The following is a 16,664-nucleotide window of genomic DNA, read 5'->3' as shown; positions in this document are numbered from 1 at the left end:
AACTCAATCAATAAGGCAACTAAGTTGCCAATCGGCATTTGACCCGGCTGTCCGTATGGCCTTAACGTTCCATGCTTTCACATGAAATGTGGTCAAAAATCATCTGCTTGGAAAGACTCCTTCTATTTGAATTCCAATTCTCCCCAAATGTTATAGCTATCTTACCAACCCACATTGGAAATTTCAACCATAAAACAAAAAGTTTTAATTTACAAAATATTTACACATATTTCCAAACCTTTGTTAAATCTATATTACTTAGAAAATATTTCTATTATTTTTTTAAAAGAAAGCTCGCTTGTTGAGGCATAAACGATATCTGCCTCCCCTAATTGATCCATGGACCCGACTCCTACCGCAAACATGCGGGCACGCTTGATAGCTTGAACCCCTGCCTTTGCATCCTCGACGCCAATGCAGTTTTCTGGATTGACCTTCAGATTCAAAGCAGCATTCAAGAAGATTTCAGGATCTGGCTTGCCGTTGGCAATCAGGTTGGCATCCGCCATATAATCAAATTCATCGAGAAGATCTAACCCTTTCAGGACAGCTGGCGCATTCTTGCTGGCTGAGGCGAGTCCTACCTTTATACCTGCCTCCTTTATCTCCTTTATGAATGGCTTAATGCCTGGAAGGATGTCGGCAGGGGTAATTCGCTTAATGAGCTCCATGTATTGAATATTCTTCTTCTTTGCAAGGTGCTCCTTCTCCTCTTCGGTGAATGCCATCTGCTTGTTGCCTAGCTCTAGAATAATTTCGAGTGACGCCAGACGGGACACCCCTTTTAACCGCTCATTATCCTCCCTCGTGAATGGTATGCCAAGCTCCGCTGCCAATCCCTTCCACGCGAGATAATGATATTCAGCTGTATCGGTAATGACTCCGTCCAAGTCGAAAATAATTGCCTCCAGCTTACCCATCACTTCGTCTCCTCCTTCACCTTGCCTATTGATACACTCAAGATTCCATCTTCATCGAGTACATGCTTCACCCCATATAGTTCAAAGGTGAGCGCTGGCCCCTTCTGGGTGATTTGAACGGTTTCTTGGTCAATCTTCACTGTAAGATGATGCTCACGATAGTTGATATTAAAAGCATAACGATCCCATGCAGCTGGAATAAATGGTGCAAACGATAGCACCCCGTCAAAGGTTTTCATGCCAGCAAAGCCTTGCACAATAGCCAGCCAGGACCCCGTCATACTCGTGATATGGAGGCCATCCTCTGTGTCATTATTATAATTATCTAAATCAAGCCGTGCTGTACGGTTATACATCTCATATGCCTTTTCCTCGAGACCAAGCTCTGCAGCAAGCACCGCATGCACAGATGGGGATAAAGAGGATTCATGGACCGTCATTGGCTCATAAAACTCAAAGTTTCGGCGCTTCTCCTCATCTGTGAATTCATTATTGAGGAAGTAGATGCCTTGAAGAACATCTGCCTGCTTAATGAAACAGCTGCGCAAAATTTTATCCCAGGACCATTTCTGATTTAAAGGCCTTTCATGCGGGGAGAGCTCGCTCACCTTCTTCAGGTCTTTATCAAGGAAGGTGTCATGCTGCACGAACACTTGAAGCTCTTCATCATATGGCAAATACATTTTATCTGTAATCTCCGCCCAGCGGTCCAGTTCCTCTTGATAAATATACAAATCAGCAAGCCTGGACTCATGACCGGCTTCCTTAAGCTCATTAATGACCTGGATCGTGTAGCGCAATGTCCATGCCGCCATCTTATTCGTATACCAGTTATTATTCACGTTATTCTCGTATTCGTTCGGACCGGTTACACCATGAATCATGTATTGGTCTTTACGGCTCTGGTAATGAACCCGGTCAGCCCAGAAACGGGAGATGCCTGTGAGTACGTCAATGCCATATTTCAACAAGTATTCCTTATCACCCGTGTAGTTGACATAGTTGTAGATGGCGTAAGCAATGGCTGCATTTCGGTGAATCTCTTCAAACGTAATTTCCCACTCATTATGGCACTCGACGCCCGTGAAGGTGACCATTGGATATAAGGCTCCTTCAAGCCCCTGCCTTTTGGCGTTCACATAAGCCCCTTCGAGCTGGTTATAACGATAGATTAGTAGATTGCGGGCCACCTCGGGATTTGCGGTTGCCAAATAGAAGGGCAAGGCATAGGCTTCGGTATCCCAATAAGTCGCACCGCCATACTTCTCGCCTGTGAACCCCTTAGGACCAATGTTTAAGCGAGCATCTTCCCCATAATAAGTAGAGAAAAGCTGGAAAAGATTGAAGCGAATTCCTTGCTGTGCTTCATCATCTCCATCAATTTGGATATCGGCCATATTCCACCTCTTTGCCCACTCCTCCGTATGAGCCTTCAGGCATGCCTCATAACCGGCTTGCATCGCTTGATTCAAAATTTCCCCGCCCTTTTCAGCCAAGTGCTCGGCATCATAGTCACGGTTTGTTGTCACAACGATGTACTTTGTTAAGCTGACCGGTTTGCCAGCTGTCGTATTCATAACGATGGTGTTATCCACATATTCCACATTCATAAACGGCGTAACCTCAGCCACATCGCCTTCTGCTTCTAATCCCATACTCGCCGATACGCGGAATATTTCCGTTTCGAAAGGGTTTTCATTTGTCTCCATCACAAGATGAGCCTTGTTTGGCTCAGCAAAGCGTGCAATCGCTTTCCAAAAATCCTCATCATAATTCGAGTCTTCATTGCGTACATCCCCATCCAAATAAGGAATGAATGTAACCTTACTATCATGGTTCAGCGGTGTGACCTGATACTTTATGACGGCAAGCTGCTTCTCCGCAACGGAAAGATAACGCACCACATCGATTTTTGTTTCCTTTCCTTCATGCACAATGGTAAACGTACGAGTCAGGGCCCCCGCCTTCATGTCAAGCTCACGGTGGTAGTCCTTCACTTCAGTCTTGTAAAGATCAATCTCATCCTCATCAATAAGCACGCGAATACCAATGAAATTAATCGCATTGATCACTTTGCCGAAATAATCCGGATAGCCATTTTTCCACCAGCCAACTCTTGTTTTATCCGGATACCACACTCCTGCTATATAAGTTCCTTTATGTGAATCACCGCTATAGGTTTCTTCAAAATTCCCTCTCAAGCCCATATGTCCGTTGCCAAGACTCATCATACTCTCAGCAAGACGAAAATCATCCTTATGTAGTTCTTCCTCTATAATTCTCCATGGGTCTACTGCAAATAATCTCTTCATCGAATTTCACTCTCCCATAAAAGGTCCCTTACTTTGTGCAAGCGATTGCACATTAAGTTCATGTTTATTATAACGTATTGCAGAGTAAAAGAAAGTATGTTTGATAAAAAATCAAAATTTTCTTTATAGATGATATATTGACATAAAAAAACTCCAAAGCCGCTCAAGCTTTGGAGTTCATATATTAATCATTTGTGCGCGGTTCAGGCTTCTGATGAGGCATCGGCAGCTTTCCAAAATGCCTAGGGGGAATATAGCCATTTGCTTTTACTTTCTCAAAGCGCTTGTCCATATGCTCGAGAATCATATCGGCTGTATCCTTTGTCATCACACCATATTCCACATATTTATGGATAATATCCTTCTCACGCTGAAGGGCATCCTTATGCATGGCTTCAAGCTCTGTTTTCTGCGCATCTGTCAGTGATTTCTCTGCCGGAGCTGGCACCTTCTCCTCTGCAGCCTGAACGGGTGGGCTAAGACTGGTAAATGAGGCTGTTGCCATCATGATGCCTGCCAAAACAATTAACGTCCATTTCTTCATTTCATTCACTCCTCTAATTTTATCCACCCTAGTTTTTGCCAATTGCCTGATTTTATTCATGGGTTTAGGAGAGTGATGATCCTGTTTATTTTTTCTTTTGCGGCTTCACAGCCGGACGCTTCTTCGGATAGACTGGCCGCTCATCGACAATCTTCCCTTTAAATAATTCTTTCTTTTTCAGCTCTAGCTTAAGTTCACGAGCATATTTGCGCAGCTCTCGCTCCTCACGCGGCGTCACAATCGAAATCACTGTTCCACTTGCTCCTTGGCGTCCTGTGCGGCCGGAGCGATGGACATATTGGGCGATGGATTCCGGGAAATCTACATGGATGACATACGGTAGGCCCTCAATATCAAGCCCCCTTGCCGCGACATCTGTCGCAAGCAAAACCGGAAGCTTTCCTTGCCGGAAGGAACGAATAGCCTTCTCTCTGTCCATCTTCTTCGAATCGCCATGAATAACAGCAAGGTCAACCTTTTTATAGGAGAGCTTAGAAGCCATGACATCAAGATTGCCAATATCTCTGCCGAAGACGAGTGCTCTCATTCCCTGCATTTTGGCGAGCTTCTCAAGGAGAAGGATCTTATCGCGCTGTTCGGTCACAAAATAAATATGATCGACCTTCGATTGCACGGTTTCTTCCTTTGAAATTCGAATGCTGACAGGTTCATTCATCCATTGGGCTGCTTCCTCTTCAAGCTGCTTTGGCAGTGTCGCTGAGAAGAGCAGAACTTGACGATCACGCATCGCTGAATGAAGAATGGCCCCAACAGTGGACATATGTTCAGGAATTAGAAGCTGATCGCCCTCATCAAGAACGATGGTCTTTACTCCATGCATCTTCAGTTTCTTTTGCTTGATTAATTCCTCTAGCCTGCCAGGCGTGCCAATCACGATATGCGGATGCTTCTTCAATTTCTCAAGCTGCCGTTTTGGATTTGCCCCTCCAATGAAGGATGCAGCCGTGATGCCGCTGCTTTTTGCCCATGTTTGCACAACCTCAAAAATTTGCATAACCAATTCACGTGACGGCGCCACGAAAACAGCCTGTACCTTCTGCTCAGCAGGAGCAATCTTATTTAGTACCGGCAGCACATAGGCTAGCGTCTTGCCCGTTCCTGTCGGGGACTCAACGATACAATCAGCTCCCTCCATCACAGGTCCATATGCCTTCGATTGAACGGCTGTCGGTTCCTTAAATCCAGCTTGCTCCCATTCTTTTTTCAGTCCTTCATTTAATTCCTCTATAAATACAGCTTTCGCGCTCATTTAATTCTCCTAACTAATGTCGTGGTTTTCTCATCTTATTATACATAGGCTGTCGCTTGATTATCAATAAAGGTCCCCTTTCGAGCCTTTTCCCGTGCATTTCAATGTATAGGAAAACAAAATGCAGATATACTAGATATATTGCCAAAATTACTATATTAGAAGATGCTCCCCGCCCTTTACTGTATTTATTTGTAGGCTTCTTGCGACTCGGGGACATTTCCATTAGAATGAAACTACTAGTTTATGCGAAAGAGGTTGAAGATGGTGGAACATAATACGTCCAATTTTATACGCAACATCGTCATTGATGATGTAGAATCAGGCAAAACAAAAGAAGTCATCACCCGTTTCCCGCCGGAACCGAATGGCTATTTGCATATCGGCCATGCTAAATCGATTGTGCTGAATTTTGACATCGCTGATGAGTTCGGCGGCAAGACAAACTTGCGCTTTGATGATACCAATCCTGTGAAGGAGGATGTGGAGTTTGTCGAATCAATTAAGAAAGATGTAGAATGGCTTGGCTACAACTGGGACGGACTGTTTTTTGCCTCTGATTATTTTGAGGAAATGTACAGCCGAGCAATCCTTTTGATTGAAAAAGGTTTAGCCTATGTGGATGACCTTTCTGCCGATCAAATCCGGGAATACCGCGGCACATTAACTGAACCAGGCAAGGAGAGCCCTTTCCGCGGCCGTTCTGTGGAAGAGAATCTCGACTTGTTCAAACGGATGCGAGATGGAGAATTTAGAGACGGGGAGAAAGTTCTTCGTGCCAAGATCGATATGAGTTCACCAAACATCAATCTTCGTGACCCTGTTATTTACCGAATCGCTCATGTACCACACCATAACACTGGCACAAAATGGTGCATCTATCCAATGTATGCGTTCGCTCACCCAATTGAGGATGCGATTGAAGGCGTGACTCATTCTATTTGTACACTTGAATTCGAGGACCAGCGTCCATTCTATGACTGGGTAATTAAAGAATGCGAAATGCCAGCTGTGCCAAGACAATATGAGTTCGGTCGTTTGAATTTGACAAACACAGTCATGAGCAAGCGCAAATTGAAGCAGCTTGTTGAAGAAGGCTATGTCGATGGCTGGGATGACCCGCGTATGCCGACCCTATCCGGTCTAAGAAGACGCGGCTACACACCGGAAGCAATCCGTAACTTCTGCCGTGAAATTGGCGTAGCTAAAACAAGCGGAATCGTCGATGAAAAGATGCTTGAGCATTTCGTCCGCGAAGACTTGAAATTAAAAGCGCCGCGTACAATGGGGATTTTAAAGCCGCTTAAGGTTGTGATCACGAATTATCCAGAAGGCGAAATCGAAATGCTTGATGCAGAGATTAATCCGGAGAACCCGGAAATGGGCATGCGCAAAATCCCGTTCGGCCGTGAAATCTACATCGAGCAAGAGGACTTCATGGAAGACCCTCCGAAGAAATATTTCCGTCTCTTCCCTGGTAACGAGGTTCGCTTAAAGCATGCTTACTTCATTAAATGTGAAGAAGTCATCAAAGATGCGGACGGAAATGTGGTCGAGCTGCACTGTACGTATGACCCAGAAACGAAGAGCGGCACTGGATTTACTGGCCGCAAAGTAAAAGGAACAATTCACTGGGTCGAAGCTACCCAAGCTATCCCGGCTGAATTCCGTCTATACGAGCCCCTCATCCTTGATGAGGATGCGGAGAAAGAAGGCGGCTCATTCCTTGACCATGTAAATCCAAACTCCTTGATCATTGAGCAAGGATTCGTGGAGCCGAACATGAAGGATGTCAAAGGAAATGACAAGTTCCAATTCTTCCGCCACGGCTATTTTAACGTCGATCCGAAGAATGAATCAGACAAATTAATCTTTAACTTGATTGTCTCCTTAAAGAGTTCATTCAAGCTTTAAAAAAGGCAGGGCACTCATCCTAATCGGATGAGTGCCCTTCTTTCATGCTTATTGATTGAGCCTGCTTCTGATTTCATTTACAATTTCATTCGCCGTCATGCCATTCGCCTCAATAATAGACGCGTCGGTTCTGGCTTCCTGTATGCCCATGACATTTGTGTCTAGTCCCGTGACAACACAAAAATCAAAATCGACCCCAGCAGCATCCGCTGCATGGCGCAATTCTGTCACCTCATACCCTAGCTCAGCCAAGGCCTCATGAATATCAGTTAATGATTGCTCGACACCTATTTTAGTCATTGTCGCACCTCCTCACTCTCTTAAGATTTCCTGTGAGGGGATATATTATGTTGTAATAAGCGACAAAGAAGACCGCCTATCATTTAGACGGTCTTTTTGACTTTCAAATATTCTCGCGGTGAGATACCGAACTCTTTCTTAAATGCCCGCACGAAGCCTGAATAATCGTTGAAGCCCGCTGACTGGCACACATCAGTCAGCCTTAAGCCCTCTGCCATTAAGGCTTTCGCATACATCAGCCTCTTCTGGACAATATATTGGTGAAGTGTATAGCCTGTATATGCCTTGAATTTTCTCATGAGATGATATTTGCTCAAGAAAACAAGGGAGGCAAGGTGTCCAACGGATAGGTCACCATCCAAGTGCTGATTGATATACGTAACAATTTCATTGATGTTTTGGTCAAATTGAACATCAATTGACGGATTTCTGCGATTAATATCGAGTATACTGCGGTTCAAAAGGATGATTAATTGAATTAATAAGGTTCGTTTCAAGATATCATTGCCAAAAGCCGGACTATCTTCTTCTTCAAGAAAATCATTTACGATTCTTTTCACCTTGCGCAGCTGCTCCTCAAATAAACGCAGACGATTGTTATCCCTGTTCATAGCTACTTCAAAGCACTCAAGCAAATTGGCATCCTCACGATTATGCTCTGCTATCATTTCCGGGTTAAACCAAATAATGATTCGCTCATAATCCTCTGAGGGATCAATGATTGGCTTATGGATTTGACTTTGACTGATGATGAGGGTATCCCAAGGTCTTAACTTATAAGCTTTCCCCTCAATCATGTAGGTAACATTTCCTTTCAGGAAAATGATGATCTTATGAAAATCATGATAATGGTAATCGACATCCTTTGTGATGCGGTCCTTCAAATGGAAAACGCGGAAATCTTCATTTAGAATGCCCCGTTTTTCAAGCGGCCATTGCCCATATTCAATCATGTAAATGAACTCCTTTTATTATCATCTTCTAATTTTAGAGCATTTTTATCCATCTTTCTAGCAATATTCACATAGTAGTTGGCAATTTGAATAAGTATGATAAAATAACAGAAGTTTTTCAAAAAGAAAGGTTTGAGAATATGAAACGTTTTCTAGCAAGCTATAAGTCTTCTTTAATCTTGCTCGGCGCTATCATCATCGGCGGAATCGCAGGATCTATTATTGGACCGGATATAGCCGTAGTAAGACCATTCGGGGACTTATTCCTGAACTTATTATTTATGATCATTGTTCCGCTTGTCTTCTTTAGCATCACATCAGCTATTGCTAATATGAGCGAAATGAAGCGTCTCGGCAAAATCATGGTGAGCATTGTCATTGTCTTCTTTATCACAGCTGTCATCTCAGCTGTTCTAGGTATGGCAGGAACTACTATTATGAATCCAATTGGAGATTCTGATGTATCCGCCATCAAAGAAATGATGACAAACACCGAAGTCCCAGACACAGAAGATGTCACCCTGCTCTCACAGCTTGTGAACACTTTTACTGTGAGTGATTTCTCTGAATTGCTGTCTAGACAACATATCCTTCAGCTAATCGTCTTCTCCGTCCTTGTCGGGCTCGCTACTGCCATGGCCGGTGAAAAGGGACGTCCTGTTGCGCAGCTGCTCACTTCTGCAACTGAGGTTCTCATGAAGGTTGTTAAAATCATTATGTACTATGCCCCAATCGGGCTTGGCTGCTATTTCGCGGCGATTATTGGTGAGCTTGGACCGCAAATCCTTGAAGGATACGCACGTTCCTTCGTACTCTATATGATTATATCCATCATCTATTTCTTCGGATTCTTTACACTATATGCTTTCATTGCAGCTGGAAAAGACGGCATACGTGCCTTCTGGATGAATGTTCTTCCTCCATCTGTTACAGCCATTGCTACATGCTCTAGTGCTGCGTGCATTCCGATTAATCTTGATGCGACGAAGAAAATCGGTGTTCCTGATGATATCGCAGAAACGGTCATTCCGCTTGGTGCTAACACGCATAAGGATGGTTCCGTTATCGGTGGTGTGCTGAAAATCGTCTTCTTGTTCAGTCTCTTTGGCCGAGATATGACGAGCGTATCAAGCATTCTCAGTATTCTAGCTGTCTCCTTCCTTGTTGGGGCCGTAATGGGTGCTATCCCAGGTGGCGGCATGATTGGTGAAATGCTGATCTTAACGGTATTCGGCTTCTCGCCAGAAGTATTGCCGCTAATCGCTGTTATCAGTACCATCATTGATATTCCAGCTACCTTGCTTAACTCTACAGGAAACACTGTGTGCGCCATGCTTGTCACACGTCTTGTCGAGGGCAAAAACTGGCTGAAAAACGCCATGAGTAAAACTGCAGATGCATAAAATTAAGCAAAAAGGCCAGTTCAGCTGATGAACTGGCTTTTTGCTTGTTTTGTATCCAATATTCCACTGGTCGAAGAGCTTCTCTCAAGCCCTTTTCTGCTCCATTCCTGCCAGTCTATCTTGCTGGCTCGCGTGTATCGGAATAAGTCATGAGGAAACTGACCCTCTCATACTTAACTTAATGCTTAAACGCACTGCGACCGCCGACTATAGGCAATGTAATTTCACTGCGGGTTGGAATGACATTAATTTTTGTACCGGCTTTTGGACGAATTGTATAGTCATAATCGCTGGCGATAAGGACAATCCCAATCTGGTGACCTGCCTTAAATACGTAATCCTTAGGCTCCATTTCCCATTCAAACGTGTAATCCTTGCCAGGAACCAATGATTTAGAGCGGTCATCGGATTTGAGATTTTGCGGATCCATCCAGCCGCGCGATACGATGACTGGGCTTGAATTGCTGTAATCAACGAGTAAGGCCGTTAAGTTGGCAACCGGACGATCTATGCTTGCACGAATACTGACTTTCGGCGTTCCGCTCAGCCGGACTGAATCAGTTAGTGCAGGAGTCATATAAGCCAGCCGGTTGGAGGAATTTAGCTCTGGGTCGGCAATGAGTGTATTGGCCTTTTTCATTGGGTCATCAATGATTATTTGCTTGTTATGCGGCTTATTCGGAACCGGCTTCAGCTGTAACTTACCTAAATCATTCCCCTCGCCTGTCAAATGCAACCTTGTCGGAGCAGAACCAGCTGCAGGCCAGCTTGTTTCCTTCGTCCACGTTCTGTCCTCACGCTGGATATCTACCGCCGGCTCATTCATGACTCCATTTTCGATCCCATAGAGATAATAATCAAACCATCTATTTTGTAATTGCGGCCAGTTATTGCCTGACGGACTTGAATGGCCACCCTGATGGAGCCATAATCTGCGGGGGACATTATTTTCTCCTAATGCTTCCCACCACTGTGAGAATTGCTTTGTTTTAACATTCCAATCATTCAGCCCATGTACCACAAGAACACTAGCCTCGATATTCTTGGCATCCTTCACATAATCACGGTCTGCCCAGAATTCATTGTAGTCCCCTGTTTCTCTGTCCTGTTCGGCTGTTAGCTCAGCAATGACATCCTTACATACCTGCGGATTGTCACGAGTGAGGACAGCTTCAGCCATATTGTCTGTATCTTCACCTTGATAGCCACCAGGAGCGATAACTGCTCCGTTTGCACGATAATAGTCATACCAGCTGCTAATTGCGGCAACTGGGATAATCGTTTTTAGTCCATCGACACCTGTTGCAGCAACCGCATTCGGCAAGGTCCCGTTGTAGGAAGTACCTGTCATCCCCACGTTGCCTGTGGACCAATCAGCGGATACCTCTCTACCGTCTCCTGCATAAGCTTTTGCTCGCCCATTTAACCAATCAATAACAGCCTTCGTGCCAAGAATTTCACGTTCATCTCCTGTTGTTGGACAACCATTCGATTTACCTGTCCCAATACTTTCTGCAAGAATAACCCCATAACCGCGAGGGACATAGTAATTCCCCAAGGAGCCAAGATTAGCAGGCTGGCCTTTGGCAAGCGCGAATGGCTTTCCTCCTCGTCCATTCCCTTTCCCAGGGTGTTCAACGGGATTTAGCTCCACATCGACATTATAGACGGGAACATTTAAAATTCCAGAGCGATAGGGACTCATCTCATAAATGACGGGTACTTTAACACCTGGTTCCGTTTTGGGCCGGTACACTTTAATAGACACGCGGTCACGCTTCCCATCCCTGTCGCTGTCTACCTCGGTCTCGACAAATAATTCCTCTATTATCGCCTCGTCAGTTGAATAGATTGGCTTTGTCATACCATTTTCCAGTTCAATTCTCGTTGCGTCTGAAGCCGTTTCCGGAATCAGTCCATTTAGCGGTATTCCATTCCAATCTGGAATATTCCCCTTAGCTGCTGTTTTTAATGATGCGGGCAGATTTTGACCGTTTTTCGCTTCTGCTGTCCATGAATTTCCCCCAGCTAATAATGTAAGAGATAATACAGAACATAAACCAATTGACCAAACTTTTTTCCTCAAATTTCTCCCCCCACAACCGCAAATTTTGGAAATTACACCCAAAACAATAGTATCACTGAATGTTCTGTCTTTTTGTGTTACCTTGATGAATAATTAAAAACAGGAGAATAGTAATGGGCAGGAAAAATAATTCATAGGATATAAACCCTGTTTTACGTGCAGAAAAGCAGGACACGGAATGACAAAAAAGCGTAAACCAATTAGGTTAACGCCTCCCATGTTAAAGTACATTCATTTATAAAATAATCGAAGAAATCCATTGAATCTCACACGTATGCTGACTCTTTAATAGCCGCCTCTATAACCGTGTTCACTTTAATAAAAGCTCTTCGTTTATTTGAGATGCAGCTATTCAATCTTGTTATTTCAGACACTGTCCAGCCCTGTACTCCCTTGCTAATAGTTTGCTTCTTAGTACAGCGACCATTTGCATGATGGCGAAATGTTATCAAAAAAAGGCGGTATCTGGCCATTAAGCCAGCAGCCGCCTCATCCTCACTTCTGTGCCCGTATAATCCGGTAGTTCATTAGATGCCTGTATTGCTTGAGCATTTGTTCATGCTGGGATAACAATTGGAAAACCTGTTCCGGAACGTCATCCGATGGGTAGAAGTCAGTCAGCGGTTCCTCATCATCGTAGAAGGATGGGAGCTCGCGAATCTCTACATGGCGGAATCCCGCATAAAGACAGGCAGCCTTCCACTCCTCTTCGTTCCACATTTGCCGGAATCCATAAAACGACCCGATTACATGCTTCTCCTCCTGCCTGGCCGGTCCGTCTATCGTCAGCTCAATAGCGTAAAGGACACCACTACTCTTTAATACCCGATGTATTTCTTTTGCCGAGGCATAAAAGTCAGCAAAGGAAAGGACAGATTCTGATAGACAATAATCAACGGAGCCTGTAGCGAGTGGCATGGATTCAAGAGAGGATTCTATGACCTTAACAGGCAGGCTTTGCATGCTAAAGCGCTGTCTTGCCTTTTCTGCCATTAGCGGATGGTTATCAAGCGCCAATACTTTTGCTCCATACCGTGATGAAAGATAGGCACTCGTTTGCCCCGTCCCGCACCCCGCATCAAGAATCACGGTTTCAGGTCCAATCGATTCTCCTCCAAGCATGATATCGGTTGCTTTAATTCCGCCTGGATGGGCTCCCCCAATTCCTAGGATTGATAATAGATCTATATACGTATACACTGACATGCTGCACCCCTAACTTCTTTTTTGCCATTGTATGAATGCCCTTATTTTATGTTCCGCTCAAAGAAACTCCTTTAGATAGGTAAAACAAACAAGCAAGTTGTCCAAAAAAAAATACAATACAGAGAAACCGATTCAGGAAGGAGGTTCTATCCTCATGAATTATTATGAATTATGCAATAGACATATCGGACGTAATGTTTGCATCACAGATGTCCACGGCAGAAGGCATAATGGCGTTATCACGCGAGTTACGAATAAGCATGTTTGGATCAGGCCAAGCGGCGGTTCTGGCAGAGGCTATGGTTACTGGGGCTGGGGAGGAGGCTGGGGCTGGGGTTACCCGCTTGCTCTTGGCTTAATCGGCGGCTTCGCTCTAGGCGCCTTATTCTTCTAAAAATAGTTAAAGGAAGAGGCTCATAAAAATGAGCCTCTTCCTTTTTTATTCAGCCTATTAATTCAATGAAGACGACCTTTAAATAGTCCCCCTCTTTATATTCACTAATCGTTTTAAAATCATCCGGAAGCGAGAATTCCTCACGAATACGGTAACGGCGCTTCATGTCCTTGCATGCCGTATCAATGAACCCTTTAAACTTGTCCATATTAAACGCACTGCAATTGGTTGAGGCGACGATCGTTCCATTCTTCTCCGTAATCGCAATCGTATCCTTCAGCAAATTTGTGTAATCCTTTGCTGCACTGAAGGTGAATTTTTTTGATTTAGCAAAGCTTGGCGGATCAAGGATAACTAAATCAAACTTCAATTCTTTCCGCGCTGCATACTTGAAGTATTTAAATACATCCTCCACAATGATATCCTGGCTTTCATAATCAATGCCATTAATGCTGAACTGCTCAATCGTCTTGGCGTAGCTGCGATTGGCAAGATCAACGCTCGTTGTCTTTTTGGCTCCGCCAAGGGCCGCAAATACGGAGAATGCCCCTGTGTAAGAGAACATATTTAACACCGTCTTGCCCCTTGCATACTTATCACGGATGGTCCGGCGCACATCGCGCTGGTCAAGGAACACACCAACCATTGCCCCATCATTTAGATCAACGGCAAAGTTAGCCCCATTCTCCTTGACGATAAGCGGGAATTCACCTCTTACACCGGCAACGAAATCATCATCCTCGATATATTTCCCCTTCGTATCAAAACGCTTCTTCTCATAAATGCCTTTATAGCCGCCTTCCCACTTTTGAAGGGAAGAGATCACCATATCCTTGAAGGTATAAATGCCCTGACTGTACCAGTGGATGACGAAAAACCCAGCATAATAATCGATGATAAGACCGCCAATGCCATCACCCTCGCCGTTAAACACGCGAAATGCTGTCGTCTCTTCACTGTTAAAATACGCAGCACGCGCACGCAGAGCCTTCGTGATTTTCGCATCAAAGAATGCCTGGTCAATAGCCTCTTCCTGCTTTCTCGTCAGCACCCAGCCTATTCCTTTATTTTGATTGCCATAATAGCCTTTCCCAATAAAACGGCCATTTTCATCCGTGAGCTTGAGGATGCTTCCCTCCTCTTGCAAATGCTCCGGATGGACAACCGCCCTCTTATCTATTAACGGATACCCGCCTTTTATCTTTTTACTGTCACGCGCTTTAATTTCACATATTAATTCCTGCATTTAGATCACATTCTCTCTACATTTCATCTTTAACTATCCCTATAGTATAACGAAAAACCGCAAAAGTTAAATCATCGAGAAAAGAAAAAGCAGATTCACAACGGAATCTGCTTAAATGATAAGCCCGACAATCAGCCCGGATAGGATGCTGACAAGCGTCGCGCCATATAAAAGTTTCAAGCCAAAGCGTGCGACTGTATTACCCTGCCGTTCACTGAGCCCCTTAACCGCTCCGGCAATAATCCCAATCGATGAGAAATTGGCGAATGAGACAAGGAAGACAGACAGAATACCAAGCGTCCGTTCACTGAACGTATCCGCAATATCAGATAAGCTGACCATTGCAACAAATTCATTTGTCACAAGCTTCGTTGCCATAATTCCCCCGGCAGAAACGGCTTCGCTCCAAGGAATACCCATTATAAAGGCCACTGGCGCAAAGACATAGCCAAGTAAATGCTGGAACGTAATACCGAATATTTGATCGAATGTGCCATTAATAAAAGCAATCAAGGCAACAAACCCAATCAGCATTGCCCCAACTACAATCGCTACCTTAAAACCATCCATTATATATTCCCCAAGCATTTCAAAAAAGGTTTGTTTCTTTTCCTCTTCTTCTACAGGCAGAATATCCTCTTCCGGGTCAACCCTGTACGGATTGATGATGGAGGCGATGATGAAACCGCCAAACAGGTTCAGAACAAGCGCGGTTACGACGTATTCAGGCTCAATCATTGTCATATAAGAACCGACAATTGACATGGAGACCGTCGACATCGCAGAAGCACATAATGTATACAGACGGTTTGGCGGCAGCTTGTCCAATTGCTTTTTAACCGTAATGAATACCTCTGATTGTCCTACCATGGCAGAAGCAACTGCATTGTAGGATTCGAGCTTGCCCATTCCATTCACCTTGCTAAGCAAATAACCAATCCACCTCATGATAAAGGGGAGAATTTTGAAATGCTGCAAAATCCCGATTAAGACTGAAATGAACACAATTGGCAAAAGCACAGTCAGGAAGAATGGTGCCTGACCTTCATTGGCCAATCCGCCAAAGACAAAGGTGATTCCTTCTGCCGCATATTCAAGAAGCCGTTCAAACACAACCGCAATGGCACGTATGATGAAATAGCCGACTTTCGTGTTGAGCAGCAACAGGGTCAAAAGAATTTGCAGCACAATCATGATGCCAATATATCTAAACTTAATGTCCTTGCGATTATTACTGACGAGATAAGCTAACCCTAGTACAATTAAAATCCCGATGATTGATATGAGATATTTCATGTTTACCTCCGCTAAGATGTTCTCCCAAAATTATCCAGTGCATAGTCATAAATTAGCCCCGTTCTCCCAAGGAGAGACGGGGCTGGATAATTAAACCTGCCCATTTTAGCTTTTGCAAAAATGAGCCTGGTTATTCCCCATTAATAATCTGTGCTTGCTGTTTCCCCTTTGGCAATGGATACACCAGAGCTCGCTCCGATTCTCGTAGCTCCTGCTTCCACCATTGCTTTTGCGTCCTCTAGGCTGCGAACACCGCCAGATGCTTTCACACCGATTTCCGGTCCAACAGTCTTTCTCATGAGAGCGATGTCTTCAGCAGTCGCTCCGCCTGTTGAGAAGCCGGTGGATGTTTTTACGAAATCAGTTCCAGCAGATACAGCCAATTGGCACGCTTTCTCGATTTCTTCTTTCGTTAATAGGCACGTCTCGATGATTACCTTTACAAGCGCCTTTCCTTTTGCTGCTTCAACAACGGCTTTAATGTCTGCCTCAACCTCATCGTAACGGCCATCTTTCATTGCGCCAATATTGATGACCATGTCTACCTCATCAGCACCATTTTCAATCGCATTCTTTGTTTCGAATGCTTTGACTTCAGGTGTATTTGCCCCAAGAGGGAAGCCAATTACCGTACACACCTTCACTTCTGGTGTGTCAGCTAGTAATTCAGCACATTTTTTTACCCAAGTCGGATTGACACAAACAGAGGCAAATTTATATTCCTTTGCTTCTTCTGCAAGCTTTACTACTTGCTCTTCTCTTGCGTCAGCCTTTAAAAGGGTGTGGTCAATTAAGCTCGTTAACTTTTCAGTCATCTTCC

14 protein-coding genes are annotated in these 16,664 nt (G+C 44.3%); 3 read left to right on the top strand and 11 right to left on the bottom strand.

Translation table 11 applies throughout. The annotated features are described in order from the left end of the window. Positions 1–254: 254 nt before the first annotated feature. From pgmB to CYL18_RS05405, 4 genes are all read right to left on the bottom strand, one after another. Entirely contained in the window at positions 255–920 is a 666-nt protein-coding gene (gene pgmB, locus CYL18_RS05420; RefSeq protein ID WP_104848469.1) for a beta-phosphoglucomutase, read from the bottom strand. Next, on the bottom strand, positions 920–3,232 hold the full coding sequence (locus CYL18_RS05415) for a glycoside hydrolase family 65 protein (protein WP_104848468.1): 2,313 nt from the start codon (positions 3,230–3,232) through the stop codon (positions 920–922). Before CYL18_RS05415 ends, pgmB begins: the two co-directional genes overlap by 1 nt. A gap of 184 nt (positions 3,233–3,416) precedes the next feature. Further along, complete coding sequence (locus CYL18_RS05410; RefSeq protein WP_161497080.1) at positions 3,417–3,776, bottom strand: YckD family protein; 360 nt, start codon at positions 3,774–3,776, stop codon at positions 3,417–3,419. A gap of 85 nt (positions 3,777–3,861) precedes the next feature. Beyond that, positions 3,862–5,046 carry a DEAD/DEAH box helicase gene (locus tag CYL18_RS05405; RefSeq protein ID WP_104848466.1) on the bottom strand — a complete coding sequence of 395 codons (1,185 nt, stop codon included), beginning with the start codon at positions 5,044–5,046 and terminating at the stop codon, positions 3,862–3,864. 264 nt (positions 5,047–5,310) lie between these two features. On the opposite strand from CYL18_RS05405, the gene CYL18_RS05400 reads away from it, so the two are divergent. After that, positions 5,311–6,960: a glutamine--tRNA ligase/YqeY domain fusion protein gene (locus tag CYL18_RS05400; RefSeq protein ID WP_104848465.1), complete on the top strand. Its 1,650-nt coding sequence runs from the start codon at positions 5,311–5,313 to the stop codon at positions 6,958–6,960. 48 nt (positions 6,961–7,008) lie between these two features. Here the strand turns inward: CYL18_RS05400 and CYL18_RS05395 are convergent, their stop codons facing one another. Next, on the bottom strand, positions 7,009–7,260 hold the full coding sequence (locus CYL18_RS05395) for a YkuS family protein (protein WP_104848464.1): 252 nt from the start codon (positions 7,258–7,260) through the stop codon (positions 7,009–7,011). A gap of 83 nt (positions 7,261–7,343) precedes the next feature. After that, complete coding sequence (locus tag CYL18_RS05390) at positions 7,344–8,213, bottom strand: AraC family transcriptional regulator (RefSeq protein ID WP_104848463.1); 870 nt, start codon at positions 8,211–8,213, stop codon at positions 7,344–7,346. Positions 8,214–8,353: 140 nt separating this feature from the next. On the opposite strand from CYL18_RS05390, the gene CYL18_RS05385 reads away from it, so the two are divergent. Next, positions 8,354–9,616, top strand: coding sequence for a dicarboxylate/amino acid:cation symporter (locus tag CYL18_RS05385; protein WP_104848729.1), 1,263 nt, complete (start codon positions 8,354–8,356; stop codon positions 9,614–9,616). Positions 9,617–9,794: 178 nt separating this feature from the next. On the opposite strand, the gene CYL18_RS05380 is transcribed toward CYL18_RS05385, so the two are convergent. After that, a complete protein-coding gene (locus CYL18_RS05380) occupies positions 9,795–11,702 on the bottom strand; it encodes a Xaa-Pro dipeptidyl-peptidase (protein ID WP_104848462.1) in 1,908 nt (635 codons plus the stop codon). A gap of 495 nt (positions 11,703–12,197) precedes the next feature. Beyond that, a complete protein-coding gene (locus tag CYL18_RS05375; protein WP_104848461.1) occupies positions 12,198–12,908 on the bottom strand; it encodes a class I SAM-dependent methyltransferase in 711 nt (236 codons plus the stop codon). A 154-nt stretch (positions 12,909–13,062) separates the two neighbouring features. Between CYL18_RS05375 and CYL18_RS05370 the strand changes: the two genes are divergently transcribed. Further along, the gene (locus CYL18_RS05370) at positions 13,063–13,302 is read left to right on the top strand and encodes a hypothetical protein (RefSeq protein ID WP_104848460.1); all 240 of its coding nucleotides are present in this window, start codon (positions 13,063–13,065) and stop codon (positions 13,300–13,302) included. Positions 13,303–13,351: 49 nt separating this feature from the next. Here CYL18_RS05370 and CYL18_RS05365 read toward each other — a convergent pair whose 3' ends face one another. The 3 genes from CYL18_RS05365 to deoC all read right to left on the bottom strand — a co-directional run bounded on the left by CYL18_RS05365 (position 13,352) and on the right by deoC (position 16,659). Further along, positions 13,352–14,548 (bottom strand): class I SAM-dependent rRNA methyltransferase, encoded by a 1,197-nt coding sequence (locus CYL18_RS05365; protein WP_104848459.1) that lies wholly within the window; start codon positions 14,546–14,548, stop codon positions 13,352–13,354. 111 nt (positions 14,549–14,659) lie between these two features. Further along, positions 14,660–15,844 carry a NupC/NupG family nucleoside CNT transporter gene (locus CYL18_RS05360; RefSeq protein WP_104848458.1) on the bottom strand — a complete coding sequence of 395 codons (1,185 nt, stop codon included), beginning with the start codon at positions 15,842–15,844 and terminating at the stop codon, positions 14,660–14,662. A gap of 140 nt (positions 15,845–15,984) precedes the next feature. Beyond that, positions 15,985–16,659: a deoxyribose-phosphate aldolase gene (deoC, locus tag CYL18_RS05355; protein ID WP_104848457.1), complete on the bottom strand. Its 675-nt coding sequence runs from the start codon at positions 16,657–16,659 to the stop codon at positions 15,985–15,987. Positions 16,660–16,664: the final 5 nt, after the last annotated feature.

The sequence above is a fragment of the Pradoshia eiseniae genome, assembly GCF_002946355.1.
In the GTDB taxonomy this organism is placed as follows: Bacteria; Bacillota; Bacilli; order Bacillales; family Pradoshiaceae; genus Pradoshia; species Pradoshia eiseniae.
This window is presented reverse-complemented; position numbering and strand designations above follow the sequence as displayed.

Excerpts from the sequence above, each read along its gene's own strand:
- CYL18_RS05395 (WP_104848464.1), bottom strand. The coding sequence starts at position 7,260 with ATGACTAAAATAGGTGTCGAGCAATCATTAACTGATATTCATGAGGCC.
- deoC (WP_104848457.1), bottom strand. The coding sequence starts at position 16,659 with ATGACTGAAAAGTTAACGAGCTTAATTGACCACACCCTTTTAAAGGCT.
- CYL18_RS05370 (WP_104848460.1), top strand. The coding sequence starts at position 13,063 with ATGAATTATTATGAATTATGCAATAGACATATCGGACGTAATGTTTGC.
- CYL18_RS05360 (WP_104848458.1), bottom strand. The coding sequence starts at position 15,844 with ATGAAATATCTCATATCAATCATCGGGATTTTAATTGTACTAGGGTTA.
- CYL18_RS05400 (WP_104848465.1), top strand. The coding sequence starts at position 5,311 with ATGGTGGAACATAATACGTCCAATTTTATACGCAACATCGTCATTGAT.
- CYL18_RS05405 (WP_104848466.1), bottom strand. The coding sequence starts at position 5,046 with ATGAGCGCGAAAGCTGTATTTATAGAGGAATTAAATGAAGGACTGAAA.
- CYL18_RS05385 (WP_104848729.1), top strand. The coding sequence starts at position 8,354 with ATGAAACGTTTTCTAGCAAGCTATAAGTCTTCTTTAATCTTGCTCGGC.
- CYL18_RS05390 (WP_104848463.1), bottom strand. The coding sequence starts at position 8,213 with ATGATTGAATATGGGCAATGGCCGCTTGAAAAACGGGGCATTCTAAAT.
- CYL18_RS05415 (WP_104848468.1), bottom strand. The coding sequence starts at position 3,232 with ATGAAGAGATTATTTGCAGTAGACCCATGGAGAATTATAGAGGAAGAA.
- CYL18_RS05365 (WP_104848459.1), bottom strand. The coding sequence starts at position 14,548 with ATGCAGGAATTAATATGTGAAATTAAAGCGCGTGACAGTAAAAAGATA.
- CYL18_RS05410 (WP_161497080.1), bottom strand. The coding sequence starts at position 3,776 with ATGAAGAAATGGACGTTAATTGTTTTGGCAGGCATCATGATGGCAACA.
- CYL18_RS05375 (WP_104848461.1), bottom strand. The coding sequence starts at position 12,908 with ATGTCAGTGTATACGTATATAGATCTATTATCAATCCTAGGAATTGGG.
- pgmB (WP_104848469.1), bottom strand. The coding sequence starts at position 920 with ATGGGTAAGCTGGAGGCAATTATTTTCGACTTGGACGGAGTCATTACC.